This window comes from Actinomadura sp. NPDC048032 (assembly GCF_040653175.1).
Classification (GTDB): Bacteria; Actinomycetota; Actinomycetes; order Streptosporangiales; family Streptosporangiaceae; genus Spirillospora; species Spirillospora verrucosospora.
On the sequence record NZ_JBEZJP010000205.1, the window covers coordinates 1 to 13,436 of the forward strand.

At 75.1% G+C, this 13,436-nt stretch carries 13 protein-coding genes; 4 read left to right on the forward strand and 9 right to left on the reverse strand.

The genetic code is table 11. The annotated features are described in order from the left end of the window. Both AB0C69_RS24525 and AB0C69_RS24530 read right to left on the reverse strand, forming a co-directional pair. A partial coding sequence (locus AB0C69_RS24525; RefSeq protein WP_360357317.1) for a thiamine pyrophosphate-binding protein occupies positions 1-567 on the reverse strand: 567 nt, incomplete at its 3' end. Further along, positions 564-1,337 (reverse strand): cyclase family protein, encoded by a 774-nt coding sequence (locus AB0C69_RS24530; RefSeq protein WP_360357319.1) that lies wholly within the window; start codon positions 1,335-1,337, stop codon positions 564-566. The genes AB0C69_RS24525 and AB0C69_RS24530, both read right to left, overlap by 4 nt. A gap of 219 nt (positions 1,338-1,556) precedes the next feature. On the opposite strand from AB0C69_RS24530, the gene AB0C69_RS24535 reads away from it, so the two are divergent. Continuing rightward, positions 1,557-2,696: a serine hydrolase gene (locus AB0C69_RS24535; RefSeq protein ID WP_360357322.1), complete on the forward strand. Its 1,140-nt coding sequence runs from the start codon at positions 1,557-1,559 to the stop codon at positions 2,694-2,696. Between the two features lie 87 nt (positions 2,697-2,783). Then, entirely contained in the window at positions 2,784-3,629 is an 846-nt protein-coding gene (locus AB0C69_RS24540) for a siderophore-interacting protein (RefSeq protein ID WP_360357325.1), read from the forward strand. A gap of 13 nt (positions 3,630-3,642) precedes the next feature. On the opposite strand, the gene AB0C69_RS24545 is transcribed toward AB0C69_RS24540, so the two are convergent. Further along, the gene (locus tag AB0C69_RS24545; RefSeq protein WP_360357327.1) at positions 3,643-5,001 is read right to left on the reverse strand and encodes an AarF/ABC1/UbiB kinase family protein; all 1,359 of its coding nucleotides are present in this window, start codon (positions 4,999-5,001) and stop codon (positions 3,643-3,645) included. An 82-nt stretch (positions 5,002-5,083) separates the two neighbouring features. Next, a complete protein-coding gene (locus tag AB0C69_RS24550; protein WP_360357330.1) occupies positions 5,084-5,746 on the reverse strand; it encodes a QsdR family transcriptional regulator in 663 nt (220 codons plus the stop codon). Between the two features lie 91 nt (positions 5,747-5,837). On the opposite strand from AB0C69_RS24550, the gene AB0C69_RS24555 reads away from it, so the two are divergent. After that, positions 5,838-6,671: a cyanophycinase gene (locus AB0C69_RS24555; protein ID WP_345186203.1), complete on the forward strand. Its 834-nt coding sequence runs from the start codon at positions 5,838-5,840 to the stop codon at positions 6,669-6,671. Positions 6,672-6,673: 2 nt separating this feature from the next. Then, positions 6,674-9,313 (forward strand): cyanophycin synthetase, encoded by a 2,640-nt coding sequence (cphA, locus tag AB0C69_RS24560; RefSeq protein ID WP_360357333.1) that lies wholly within the window; start codon positions 6,674-6,676, stop codon positions 9,311-9,313. Here the strand turns inward: cphA and AB0C69_RS24565 are convergent. The 5 genes from AB0C69_RS24565 to AB0C69_RS24585 all read right to left on the reverse strand — a co-directional run. Next, complete coding sequence (locus AB0C69_RS24565) at positions 9,310-10,095, reverse strand: phosphatase PAP2 family protein (RefSeq protein ID WP_345186209.1); 786 nt, start codon at positions 10,093-10,095, stop codon at positions 9,310-9,312. The genes cphA and AB0C69_RS24565 overlap by 4 nt on opposite strands. Before the next feature lie 270 nt (positions 10,096-10,365). Continuing rightward, positions 10,366-11,523, reverse strand: coding sequence for a 4-hydroxybenzoate 3-monooxygenase (locus AB0C69_RS24570; protein WP_360357336.1), 1,158 nt, complete (start codon positions 11,521-11,523; stop codon positions 10,366-10,368). A gap of 52 nt (positions 11,524-11,575) precedes the next feature. Next, complete coding sequence (locus AB0C69_RS24575; protein ID WP_345186217.1) at positions 11,576-12,388, reverse strand: IclR family transcriptional regulator; 813 nt, start codon at positions 12,386-12,388, stop codon at positions 11,576-11,578. Between the two features lie 28 nt (positions 12,389-12,416). Then, on the reverse strand, positions 12,417-12,806 hold the full coding sequence (gene pcaC / locus AB0C69_RS24580; protein WP_345186220.1) for a 4-carboxymuconolactone decarboxylase: 390 nt from the start codon (positions 12,804-12,806) through the stop codon (positions 12,417-12,419). Further along, positions 12,803-13,436 (reverse strand): alpha/beta fold hydrolase (locus tag AB0C69_RS24585; RefSeq protein WP_360357340.1); only part of this gene is annotated, 634 nt, incomplete at its 5' end. The genes AB0C69_RS24585 and pcaC, both read right to left, overlap by 4 nt.

Sequence of the window (13,436 nt, forward strand, 5' to 3'; positions counted from 1 at the left end):
GTCGCGGTGGGCCACGGCGACTCGATCTTCAAGATCGGCTACCTGGCGGGCTGGGAGGACGCGAAGGGCGACGACCGGCAGTTCGGCGGCCTGGACGTCCAGCGGCAGCCCGAGCAGCACCGTGCGGCGCTCGGCGACCGCCGTCCGGCACGCGCGCGCCACGTCGGCCAGGGCGCTCTGCGGGGAGTGGACCCGCTCGGGGACGGCGCCCACCGCCGCGGCGATCGCCGCCTGGTCGACGCGGAAGTTGGAGCGGACCGCGGCGGCGGCGACCTCGCCCGCGACCACCAGCAGCGGCGTGCGGCTCTTGGCGGCCTCCGCCATGCCCGTGGCCGCGTTGGTGAGGCCGGGCCCCTGGTGGACGGTCGCGACGCCGAGGCCGCGGCTCACCCGCGCGTACGCGTCGGCCATCGTCACGGCGCCGCCCTCGTGGCGCGCGGCCACGAACCGGGCGCCGTTCGCCGCGAGGGCGTTCGTGACGTGGAAGTTGCCGCTGCCGACGACTCCGAACACGGTGCCCGCCCCGAACCGCGCGAGGGCCTCCCCCACGGCCTCGGCGACGATCATCGCTCGATCAGCGCGAGCACGCGGGCGGGGCTGCCCGAGCCGCCGACGATCGGCAGCGGGGAGGCGAGCAGCACGGCGCCGCGGGCCGGGAGCCGGTCGAGGTTCCGCAGCTGGGTGAGGCCGTACTTGCCGGCGCCGAGGAAGTAGGAGTGGCACGGGAAGGGCGGGTCGAAGCCGTGGGCGGCGCCCGCGTCGGTGCCCACGGTCTCCACGCCGAGGCCGAGCAGCGGCGTCTCCTCGGCCAGCCACCGGGCGCACTCGGCGGAGATCCCCGGAGTGTGCGGGCCGGTCTCGTCGGCGTTGAGGAAGGCCTCCTGGTCGCCGGCGCGGGCGTCCCAGCCCGTCCGGTAGAGGAGCCAGCCGCCGTCCGGGAGCGGGCCGTGCTCCCGCTCCCAGTCGCGGACGTGGTCGATCTCCAGCAGGAAGTCGGGATCGGCGGCCGCGCGCCCCGAGGCGTCCAGCACCACGGCGGGGGCGACCAGGCGGGCGGGCGGGACCTGCGCGACGTCCTCGCCGTCGCGGCCGGTGGCCCAGTGCACCGGGGCGTCGAAATGGGTGCCGACGTGCTCGCCGGTCTCGATGTCGTTCCAGTACCAGGCGGGTCCGCGGTCGTCGTAGCGGCTGATCTCCTTCAGCCGGAACGGGACGGTGTTGGCGAACGGCTCCGGCAGCCGCAGGATCGGCGTCCGCTCCGACAGCGGGGCGGTCAGGTCGACGATCTCCACGGAGCCGTCGGCGACGGCGGCGAGCAGCTGGGCGAGCACGGACATCGTTCCTCCGGCGGCGCGGGGGGCTGAGCGGGACGCGGGCCCGTCGAAGGTACCTCAGACGGTCCTGGCGGCAGGGCCGTCTGACGAGGTCCGCGGCGACTTTCGTGCCGCGACGCCACGTCCGCCGCCGGATTTCGTCGCCCCGCGCCATGGACGCGGCGCCGCCGGTCGATCACCATCGGTGAGAACCCCGGCCGATCCCGCCCCCACGGAGGTCCGATGCGCCGCAGGCCCTGGACGCTCGCACTCGCCGCAGCCGCCGTCACCACCGCCCTCGCCGCTCCCCCCGCGGACGCCGCTCCCCCGGCGCCCTCGCCCCCGTCCCCGCCGTCCGTCCGCGTCACCGAGGCCGCGCGCGGCTTCGACCCCCTGCCGCCCTCGTCCGACCCCGTCGCCTTGCGCGAGGCGTACCGGCCGCTCGCGGTCACCTACACCTACGAAGGCCGGAAGCACACCCTCGACGACTACCTCGCTCGAACCGGGACGCAGGGGTTCGTGGTCCTGGACCGCGGCGACATCGTTCTCGAGCGGTACGTCGCCGCCGATCGCGACACCCTGTTCCAGTCGTGGTCGATGGCGAAGTCCTTCACCTCGGCGGCGATCGGCATCGCGCTCGGCGAGGGCCGCATCGACTCGATCGACGACCCGGTCACCCGGTACGTCCCGGAGCTGAAGGGCTCGGGATACGACGGCGTCTCGCTGCGGGACCTGCTGCGGATGTCCTCGGGCGTCCAGTGGACGGAGACCTACGACGTGCCGTTCGCGCACGTCGCCGCGAGCCTCGGGTATCCGCTGACCGAACTGGCCAGGCAGCGCAAGCGCGGGTGGGAGCCGGGGACGAGGTTCGAGTACACGAGCATGAACTCGTTCGTCCTCTCCTGGGTCGTGGCCAAGGCGACCGGGGTCCCGTACCACGCCTATGTCCAGAAGAAGATCTGGGAGCCGGCCGGGATGGCCTCCAAGGCGTACCTGGGCAACGACTCCAACGGCAACAGCATGGGATACTGCTGCTACTACGCGACCGACCGCGACTTCGCACGGTTCGGCCTGCTGTACCTGAACGACGGCAGGGCGAACGGGCGCCAGGTCGTCCCCGCCTCCTGGGTGGCGGAGTCGACGCGGCCGTCCGCCGCGTTCAACCGGGGGTACGGCCTGCACTGGTGGCTGGGCGAGAACGGCGACTTCTCGGCCAACGGCCTCGGCGGCCAGCTCATCTGGGTCTCGCCCCGGCACGGCGTCGTCATCGTGAAGTCGACGCTGGCGACCGTCCTCGCCGAGGAGGAGACCGACGCCGCCTTCGAGGCGATCGCCGCCGAGGTCGCGCGGACCCGCACGGCCCGCCCGGCCTCGGCTCGCTGAACGCCGCGCCCCGCCGGGGAACATTCCGGATCCGGGTGAGGTTAGGGTTCCCTAAGCACTGTGATCTGGATCATCGGAGGGGACCGTATGGCGACGGAACCGGCACGCAAGGGACGCAGGCTCCACCGGGGAACGGTGCTGCGCACCGAGCGCGTCACACCGCACATGGTCCGTGTGGTCCTCGGCGGTGACGGGCTCTCGGAGTTCGGCGCGGGCGAGTTCACCGACCACTACGTGAAGCTGCTGTTCCCGCGGCCGGGCGTCTCCTACCCCGAGCCGTTCGACATGGAGCGGGTGCGCGCCGAACTGCCGCGCGAGCAGTGGCCGAGCACCCGCACCTACACCGTCCGCGCGTGGGACGCCGGGGCGGGCGAGCTGACGATCGACTTCGTCCACCACGGCGACAAGGGCCTGGCCGGCCCGTGGGCGGCGGGCGTCCGGCCGGGCGAGGAGATCTACTTCAACGGCCCGGGCGGCGGCTACGCGCCGCGCGCCGGCGCCGGCTGGCACCTGCTCGCCGGGGACGAGAGCGCCCTGCCCGCGATCGCCGCCTCCCTGGAGCGCCTCCCGGACGGCGCCCCCGCCCGCGTGTTCGTCGAGGTCGAAGGGCCCGAGGAGGAGCAGGAGCTGCGCACTCCCGGCGACGCGGAGATCGTGTGGCTGCACCGGGGCGGCGGCCAGGTCGGCGACCTGCTGGTCGAGGCCGTCCAGAAGCTCGACTTTCCCGACGGGGAGGTGCACGCCTTCGTGCACGGCGAGGCCAACTTCGTCAAGGCGCTCCGCCGCCACCTGCGCGTCGAGCGCGGCCTTCCCCTGGAGCAGCTGTCGATCTCCGGCTACTGGCGGCGCGGCCGCGACGAGGACGGCTGGCAGTCCGGAAAGCGCGAATGGAACCAGCAGGTGGAGCAGGAGGAGGCGCGGGCCCTGGCCTGACCGCCGGGTAGGCTCAGGCGGTGACCTGGGCCTGGTCGTCGAGGTCGGGGTCGGTGCCGGTGGAGAAGCCGGGGAGCCAGCGCTCGGCTTCGGCGCGGTACTCGCCCTCGGCCTCCAGCTGGCACAGGACGCCGCCGCAGCCGGAGAGGGCGCGGCTGACGGCGAGGTACTGCGGCGGCAGGCGGAACGCGCGGGCGAGCGCGCCCGGACGCAGGTCGGAGGCGAGGCCGAGCCCGCGTGCCGTCTGCTCGCGCAGCCATTCGCGGGAGTAGCGGAAGCGCTCCACGGCGAACGGGGCCGCGTGCGGGGCGACGAGCGCGGCGACCTCGTCGGGGTCCACCTCCGCCTCCCCGAGCAGGAAGCCCTCCTCGAACAGCGCGTCCACGATGTCGTCGGGGTCGCCCAGGGTGCCGATGCGCAGCAGCCGCCCGATCGACCACTGGAGCTCGGCGGGGACGCGGGCGGCGCCGCCGAAGTCCATGACGCCGAGGCGGCCGTCGTCCAGCAGCCGGAAGTTGCCCGGGTGCGGGTCGATGTGGATCATCTCGCAGCGGGCCGGGCCGGACAGCAGGAACCGGAACAGCAGCAGCCCGGCGCGGTCGCGGGCCTCCTGGTCGCCCTCGGCGATGACCCTGGCGAGCGGGGTGCCGTCCAGCCACTCGGTGACGAGCACGTTGCCCGACTGGGCGACGACGGCGGGAACGGCGAAGTCGGGGTCGCCGTCGTAGGCGTCGTGGAAGGCGGTCTGGGCGCGGGCCTCGTCGACGTAGTCGAGCTCCTTCTCCAGGCGCCGCTTGAGGTCGGCGATGACCGGCTTGACCTCCACGCCGGGGAACAGGGGCGTCACGAGGCGGCTGAGGCGGGAGATCTGGTTGAAGTCGCTCATGAGGGCCCGGGCGGCGCCGGGGTACTGGACCTTGACCGCGACCGTGCGGCCGTCGCGCCAGACGGCCTTGTGGACCTGGCCGATGGACGCGGCGGCGGCCGGGCGGTCGTCGAACTCGGCGAACATCGCGGGCCAGTCCTCGCCGAGGCCCTCGGCGAGGACGCGGTGCGTCGTCGCGGCGGGCATGGGCGGGGCCGCCTCCTGCAGGCGGGTCAGGCTGGCGCGGAATGGGCCGGCGACCTCCTCGGGCAGCCCGGCCTCGAAGATCGACAGCAGCTGGCCGACCTTCATGGCGCCGCCCTTCAGCTCGCCGAGCACGGCGAACAGCTGCTCGGCGGTGCGGCGCTGGACCTCCAGCGCGACGGCCTCGGCGGGACGGCCGATGGACCTCTTGCCGAGACCGAGCGCGGTGCGACCGGCGAACCCGAGCGGGAGGCTCGCCAGCTTGGCGGTTCGCGTCACCGCGCGGCGGGGGATGTCGCTCACGGCCCCTCTTTCGACGATGCGTCCAATGACTTCAGCCTCTCACGGGGAGCAAAGCCGCGAAACGGTCACGCCCCGGTAAGGTTCAGCGTCCGGCCGCGCCCGGTGATTCCCCGCCGCCCGGGCAGGGGCGCAGCAGCAGCTCGACGACCTCCAGCGCCTGGTCGATCTCCGGCCGCTTCCCGCCCAGGTAATGGGCGTACATGAAGGAGTCGGCGACCCGGACGATGGCCTGCGCGAGCGTCCGGGTGGGCAGCCGGGTGCGCAGCGCGCCGCGGTCGATCTCCGCCTGGAGCTCGCGGGCGAGCAGCTCGGTCGCGCGGTCCTCGATGGTGCCGGGCATGGTGGCCAGCCTGATGAACAGCCGGGGCTCGCGCTCGGTGAACGCCTTCAGCGGCTCGGCGCCCACCACCGCGCGCATGAACCGTTCCAGGAGGGCGAGGATCCGCTCGGCGCCGGCGCCGCCGACGCCTCGCGCCGCGACGCGGTAGGTGCGCTCGGTCATCTCCCCGAGCAGGGCGGCCAGGAGCTGCTCGCGGCTGCCGACCCACCGGTAGAGCGTGGCGCGCCCGACGCCGAGCTCGGCGGCGAGCGCGGACATGTCGATCGGCTCGCCCCGCAGGTAGTGGGCGGACGCGGCGGCCAGGGCGGCGGCGGGCCCGCCGTGCCGCGGGCGCGGGAACGGGGACGAGCGGGCCGCGCCGGACGGCGGCCGGACGGCGTCGTCGGCGGGAACGGGGCCGCTCATCAGCACAGCATGGCACAGCCCGGCACACGCCCATCCCATGACTTGTCGCGTTCGCGCGACTACAGGCGGTTATCGGGGGTAGCTAGCACATGTGAACCACAAACACGGGGGCGCCGGACGCAAGGGCCGGCTGCTGATCATCGGTGGCGCGGAGAACCGCACCTGCGGCTCCGGCCCGCTGGAGACGTTCGTCGAGCTCGCGGGCGACGAGGACGCGCGGATCGTCGTCATCACCACGGCGACGGAGGTGCCCGAGGAGGTCGCCGACGAGTACACCGCCGTGTTCGGCCGGCTCGGCGTCTCCTCGGTGCGCGAGCTGCGGCTGCTCGGCCGGGCGGCGGCCGACGACCCGGCGACGCTGCGGGCGCTGGAGACCGCGACGGGGGTGCTGTTCAGCGGCGGCGACCAGTCGCGGATCCGCACCCTGGTCGGTTCGAGGACCAACGAGCTGCTCAAGCGCCGGCTCGACCAGGACGGCCTGGTGATCGCCGGGACGAGCGCGGGCGCCACCGCCATGGGCCACTGGATGATCCTCGGCGGCCGCGGCCACGAGGTCGCCGCCTCCACCGTGAAGGTCGGCCCCGGCCTCGCCCTGCTCGACAACGTGCTGATCGACATGCACTTCAACGAGCGGGGGCGGCTGCCGAGGCTGATGAGCGGGATAGCGCTCGACACCCGGCTGCTCGGCGTCGGGATCGACGAGGACACGGCGATCGTGGTCGGCGACGGGCGCTTCGAGGTCGTCGGGACGGGCGTGGTCACGGTGGTGGACGCCGGGCAGGCGACGGTCGCCTACGCCGCGTCCGACGACGAGCCGATGGCCATGCTCGACGTGTCGCTGCACCTGCTGCCGGCCGGCTGCGCGTTCCAGATGAACGACCGGCTCCCGGCGATCGGCAACATGCGCGGCCCGGAGGAGGGATAGCGGTGCGACTCGACCATGTGCGCCGTCTCGGCGGCCCGAACGTCTACCTGACCCGGCCGGTCGCGATCGCGCGGCTGGACCTGCAGGGCCTGACCGGCCACGAGACCACCGACCACCCCGGCTTCGCCGAGCGGCTCGTCGACGCGCTGCCCGGACTGGCCGACCACCACTGCTCGGCGGGCCGCCCGGGCGGTCTGCTGGAGGCGATGGCGCGCGGCACCTACTTCGGCCACGTCACCGAGCACGTCACGCTGGAGCTGTCCGGGCTGATCGGCCGCGAGGTGTTCTTCGGCCGCACGGTGCGCGCGGGCGGGCCCGCCGAGTACGACGTGATCCTGGAGTGCCCGCCCGACGAGCCGTCCGCGAGCCCGGTGGTGGAGCGGCTGATCACCCTGGCGGTGCGGATCGTGAACGGGGCGCTCGCCGGGCTCGTCCCCGACACCTCGGCCGACCTGGCCCGCGTCGCCGCCGTCCACGAGCAGGAGCGGCTCGGGGTGAGCACGGCGGCGCTGGCGCGGGCGGCCCGCGAGCGGGGCGTGCCGGTCCGCCGGGTCGGCGGGCTCAACCTGCTGCGCCTCGGGTACGGGCGGTACCGCCGGACGGTGTGGGCGGCGATGACCGACGCCACCTCGGCGATCGGGATGGAGGTCGCGGGCGACAAGCGGCTCGCGCACCGCCTGCTCGCCGACGCCGGCCTGCCCGTGCCGGAGGGGCGCGTCGCGGCGTCCCCGGGCGAGGCGCTGGAGGCGCTGCGCGCCATCGGCGGCCCCGTGGTCGTCAAACCGCTCGCCGGGCACCAGGGCGAGGGCGTGCACATCGAGCTGACCACTCCGCCGGAGGTGGTGGCCGCGTTCGCGTCGGCGGCCGGCGACGGCGGCGAGGTCCTCGTCGAGAGCTACATCCCGGGCAAGGACTACCGGGTGCTGGTGGTCGGCGGCCAGGTCGCGGCGGCGGCCGAGCTGACCGCCGCGTGCGTGACCGGCGACGGGACGGCCGCGGTCGCGGCGCTGGTGGAGCGGGTCAACGCCGACCCGGCGCGCGGCGAGGGCCACGACCGGCCGCTGACCCGGCTCGTCCTCGGCCCCACCGAGCTGGCGCTGCTGGAGCGGCAGGGGCACGGCCCGGGGTCGGTGCCCGCCGACGGGGAGCGGGTGTGGCTGCGCCGCAACGCGAACCTGTCCACCGGCGGCACCAGCCGGGACGTGACCGCGGACGTCCACCCGGAGGTCGCCGCGATGTGCGTGCGGGCCGCCGCGGCCGTCGGCATGGACGTGTGCGGCATCGACCTGCGGCTGCCCGACGCCGCCTCACCGCCGCCCGCCGAGCGCGGCGCCGCCGGGATCCTGGAGGTCAACGCCGCGCCTGGCCTGCGGATGCACCTGGCGCCGCACCAGGGCGCGGGGCGCGACGTCGCCGGCGACATCATCGGGCTGATGTACCCGGAGGGGACGCCGTCGCGGGTGCCGGTCGTGTCGGTCACCGGCACCAACGGCAAGACCACGACCGTCCGGATGATCGCGCACATGCTGGAGCTGGACGGGCGCCGCACCGGCATGACCAGCACCGAGGGCGTGTACGTCGGCGGGCGCCTGGTCCACCGGTCCGACGCGTCCGGGCCGCGCTCGGCGGAGATGGTGCTCGGCGACCGGTCGGTGGAGGCCGCCGTGCTGGAGACCGCGCGGGGCGGCATCGTGCGGCGCGGCCTCGGCTACGACCGCGCCGACGTCGCGGTCGTCACCAACATCACCCGCGACCACCTCGGCGTCGACGACACCGAGTCCGTCGACGACCTGGTCGACATCAAGTCCCTGGTCGCCGAGGAGATCCGCCGCGGCGGCCACGTGGTCCTCAACGCCGAGGACGAGGCGTCGGCGGGCATCGCCGGGCGGCCGGGGGTCCGCGAGCGCGACCCGGTGCTGCGCTACTTCGCCCTGTCCCCCGACGCGCCCGTCCTCGCCCGCCACCTGGGCGGCGGCGGCGCCGGGTACAGCGTCAGGGACGGGTGGCTGACCGAGGCGCGCGGCGACCGCCGGACCCCGATCCTGCCGGCCGCCGAGGTGGCGGGCTCGTTCGGCGGGCACGCCCGCCACGTGATCGCCAACGCGCTCGCCGCGGCGGCCGCCGCCCGCGCCCTCGGGGTGCCGGTGGAGGTGGTGGCGCGGGCGCTGCGCTCGTTCGACCCGCACACGCGCAACCCCGGACGGGGCTGCGTGTACCAGGTCGGCGCCAACCCCGTCCTCGTCGACTACGCCCACAACCCGGCGGCGGTCGGGGCGATGGGCGCGTTCGTCGCGCGGCGCTGGGGCGGCGCCGGGGTCGCGGCGGTGACGCTGCCGGGCGACCGCTCCGACGAGCTGGTGAGCGAGACCGCCCGGGCGCTGGCGGCCTCGTTCGGCCGCGTCGTCGTCTACGAGGACGAGGACCTGCGGGGGCGCCGCTCGGGCGAGATGACCCGGTTGATCGTCCAGGGGCTCCGGGACGTCCGGCCCGACGTGCGCCACCATCCGGCCGGCGACCTGAAGGGCGCGCTGACCTCGGCGCTGGACATGGCGGAGCCGGGCGAGCCCGTCCTGCTGTTGTACGAGAAGCTGCAGCCGGTGACCGAGCTGCTGGAGACGCTGGGCGCGGAGCCCGCCGGCTAGCCGGCGGGCCCGTCCGCCGGCGGCGGGCGCAGCAGGAGAACGGTGACCGACAGCAGCGCCAGCACCACGATCCCGTCCAGCCAGTAGTGGTTGGCGGTGCCGACGACGACCGCGATCGTCGCGATCGGGTGCAGGAGCCACATCCACCGCCACCGTGTCCGGGACGTGACGACCAGCCCGAGCGCGATGACCGCCGCCCAGCCGATGTGCAGGGACGGCATGGCCGCGTACTGGTTGGCGATCGTGTCGGTCTGCGGCGCCCCGTACACGGAGGGCCCGTACCGGGCGGCGGTGTCGACGAGCCCCGCCGCGGGCAGCATGCGGGGCGGCGCCAGCGGCACGAGCAGGTGCAGGACGAGCGCGGCCGCGGTCAGCGCCACGAGCACCCGGCGCACCCACCGGTAGTGGGCGGGCCGCCGCAGGTAGATCCAGAGCAGGAACAGCACCGCCGCCGGGAAGTGCACGTAGGCGTAGTAGGAGTTGGCCGCGTGCACGAGGAGCTCGCTGTGCAGCAGGCCATGCTGGACGCCCGCCTCGCCCGGCAGCCCGAGGAGGCGCTCCAGGCGCAGGACGCGGTGGGCGTTGTCGAACGCCTCGCTCACCCGCCCGTCCGCCAGCAGCCGCCCGAGCTTGTAGGCGGCGAACAGCACGATGATCAGCAGGAGCTCGCGGACGGGCCGCGGCCGGCCGCCGGGGCGTCCCGCGGCCGCGCCGGCGCGTCCCGGCCTGCGCAGTCGTGATAATGCGGCGGCCTGGCGGGGCGGCCGGTCGAGGAGGCTCACTGCGCTGTCCTTCGCATCGGGTTCTGCGCCGGTCAGGGCCGGGCGGGGGCGGCTCGCGGCCGCTGCCGGGCCGGGCGGCGACGTCGAGCAGATGCCGAAGCCTTTCACCTTCCGCGTCCGCGTGGGGCGCGGCGCGCGCCGGAGGCCGGGGGGCCGCGGCGGCGCCACGGGTCTCACCGTAGACCGAACTTGCCTAGGTGGCAAAATTTCAGGGTCTGCCAATTTTGGTGACGTGCATCTCACCCGGCCGCCGCGGAGCCCCGGCCCCGGCTAGACGAGCGGAAGGCCGGTGTAGTTCTCGGCCAGGGACGTCTGGGCCGCCTCCGAGGAGGCCACGTAGTCCAGATGTGAGCGCTGGAGCCGCCGCTCGAAGCCGGTCGCGGACGGGTCGGTGTGCAGCAGCGTGGTCATCCAGTACGAGAAGTGCTCGGCCCGCCACACCCGCCGCAGGCACGCGTCGGAGTAGCCGTCCAGCAGCGCGTGCGACCCGGAGGCGTACCGCTCGGCGAACGCCCGCGCCAGGACCGTCACGTCGGACACCGCCAGGTTGAGGCCCTTCGCCCCGGTCGGCGGGACGATGTGCCCCGCGTCCCCGGCGAGGAACAGCCGGTCGTGCCGGAGCGGCTCGGCCACGAAGCTGCGCATCGGCGTGATCGACCTGTCGGTGATCGGCCCCTCGCGCAGCTCCCACCCGTCGTCGGTCGCGAACCGCGCCGCGAGCTCGTCCCAGATCCGGGCGTCGGGCCACGCGGCGAGGTCCTCGTCCGGCGGCACCTGGAGGTAGAGGCGGCTCACCCGCGGGGAGCGCAGGCTGTGCAGCGCGAACCCGCGGTCGTGGTGGGCGTAGATCAGCTCGTCGGTGGAGGGCGGGACGTCGGCGAGGATCCCGAGCCAGGCGAACGGGTACTCGCGCTCGAACGTCCGCAGCCCCGGCACCGCCGGGCGGCCGACGCCGTGGAACCCGTCGCAGCCGGCGACGTAGTCGCAGTCCAGGGTGCGGGTCCGGCCGCCCTCGTCGAAGGTCACGCTCGGCGCGGAGGCGTCCAGCGCGACGACCTCCGCCTCGAACCGCACGTCGCCGCCGTCGGCCAGCCGCCGGGCGACGAGGTCCTTGACGATCTCGGTCTGCGCGTAGACGGTCACGGTCCGGCCGGTGAGGTCGGTCAGCGGGACCCGGTGCCCGGCGCCGCCGAACCGCAGTTCGAGCCCCCGGTGGACCAGGCCCTCCCGGTCCAGCCGCCCGCCCGCGCCGCTCTCGCGCAGGACGTCGGTCGTGCCCTGCTCCAGCATCCCCGCCCGCTGCCGGTGCTCCACGTAGTCGCGGTCGCGGCTCTCCAGGACCACCGAGTCGATCCCCTGGAGATGGAGCAGATGCGACAGCAGCAGGCCCGCCGGCCCGCCGCCGATGATCGCGACCTGGGTGCGCATCGTTCCTCCTCGTTCGGCCCCGCCGCCGATGTTCGCGCGCGTCGCCGCAGGTTCAGGCGCCGGTGTTCCGCTCAGCGGAAAACATCTCGGGGCCTCCCCGCCAGTGCGCCGCCACGTCCCGGGACAGGGCGCGCACCGCGGTCGTCAGCGGCGGCAGCAGCCGCCGCAGGTCGGCGCCGCGGGTGCTCGACACCAGCGACATCGCCGCGACCACGTCGCCCGCGCCGTCGCGCACGGGGGCGCCGACGGACGACGCGCCGAGCGTCATCTCGTCGCGGGTCACCGCGTAGCCGGAGCGGACGACCTGCTCGACGCAGCGCCGCAGCTCGCCGGGGTCGGTGATGGAGCGCGCCGCGTGCCGGGGCAGCTCGCCGGCCAGGACCTCCTCCCGCACCCGCGGCGGCGCGAACGCCAGCAGCACCTTCCCGACGCCGGTGGTGTGCAGCGGCAGCGTCGCGCCGACCTGGGTCACCACCGGCACCGACCGCGTCCCGCGCAGCCGCTCCACGATCAGCACCCGGTCGTCGCGGAGCACGCCGAGCTGGACGTTGTCGTGGGTGGCCTCGTACAGGTCCTCCATGTGCGGGAGGGCCAGCTCCCGCAGCCCGGTGACCGCCGGGGCCTGGCTGCCGATGCGCCACAGCCGGGTGCCGATGCGGTACGTCCCGTCCGGCACCCGCTCCAGGAACCCGCCGCCGACCAGCTCTCCGACGAGCCGGTGGCCGGTCGCGAGCGGCAGGCCGGCGCGGCGGCAGATCTCGCTCAGGTTGAGGCGGACATCGCCCTGCGCGAAGGCGTTCAGGATGGCCATGACCTTGCCCGCCACGCTGACCGGCCGCGCGCGCTCCGTCCCGTCCCCTCCCACGTGGCTCCTCCGCCCGGGCCCGCGCCCGTCACTCCCGTTCGTTCAGTACCCGCTGGGCGACGGCGAACGCCGAGTTCGCGGCGGGCACTCCACAATAGATCGCCGTCTGCAGGAGCACCTCCCCGATCTCGTCGGGGGTCAGCCCGTTGCGGAGCGCCGCGCGGACGTGCATGGCGAGCTCGTCCAGGTGGCCGCCCGCGACCATCGCGGTCAGCGTGACGCAGCTGCGGGTCCTGCGGTCCAGGCCCGGGCGGCTCCAGACGTCGCCCCACGCGTAGCGGGTGATGAGGTCCTGGAAGTCGGCGGTGAAGCCGTCCTTGCGGGCCTCGGCGCGGTCGACGTGGGCGTCGCCGAGCACCTCCCGCCGCGTCCTCATGCCCTGCGCGTGCCGTTCCCCGTCGGACATGCGCTCGCTCATCGGCGGGCTCCCTTCCAGGTGCGGTCCAGGTGCGCGGTGATCGCCTCGGTGACCTCGGCGGGGCGTTCGGCGTTCGCCAGGTGCCCGGCGCCCTCGACCACCGTGAGGCGGGCGCCCGGGATGCCGGCGGCGAGCCGGTCGGCGTGGCCGCGCGGCGGGGTCGGGCCGTCCTGCGCCCCGGCGACCACCAGGGCCGGCGCGCGGACCTCGGCCAGGCGCGCGGTCGCGTCGAACGCGGCCAGGGCCTCGCAGCAACGGGCGTAGCCCTCGGCGTCGGTGGCCCGGAGCATCGCCACGTAGGGCTCCGCGCCGGTGAAGGACGGCGTGAACCAGCGTTCCGCGGCGCCGTCGGCGACGGGGCCGACCCCCTCGCGGCGGACCAGCGCGGCGCGTTCGCGCCAGGCCCTCGGGTCGCCGAAGCGCGGGGACGTGCAGCACAGGACCAGGCTGGCGACGCGCTCCGGGGCGCGCAGCGCGAGGGCCGTCCCGACCGCGCCTCCGAGCGACACCCCGGCGTAGGCGGCCCGCTCGACGCCGAGGCCGTCGAGCAGGGCGACGTCCGCCGGCGGCTTGATCCCGGCCTGCAGCAGGACGCGCAGCACGCCGAGCGCGAGCAGGTCGTTCGCGCAG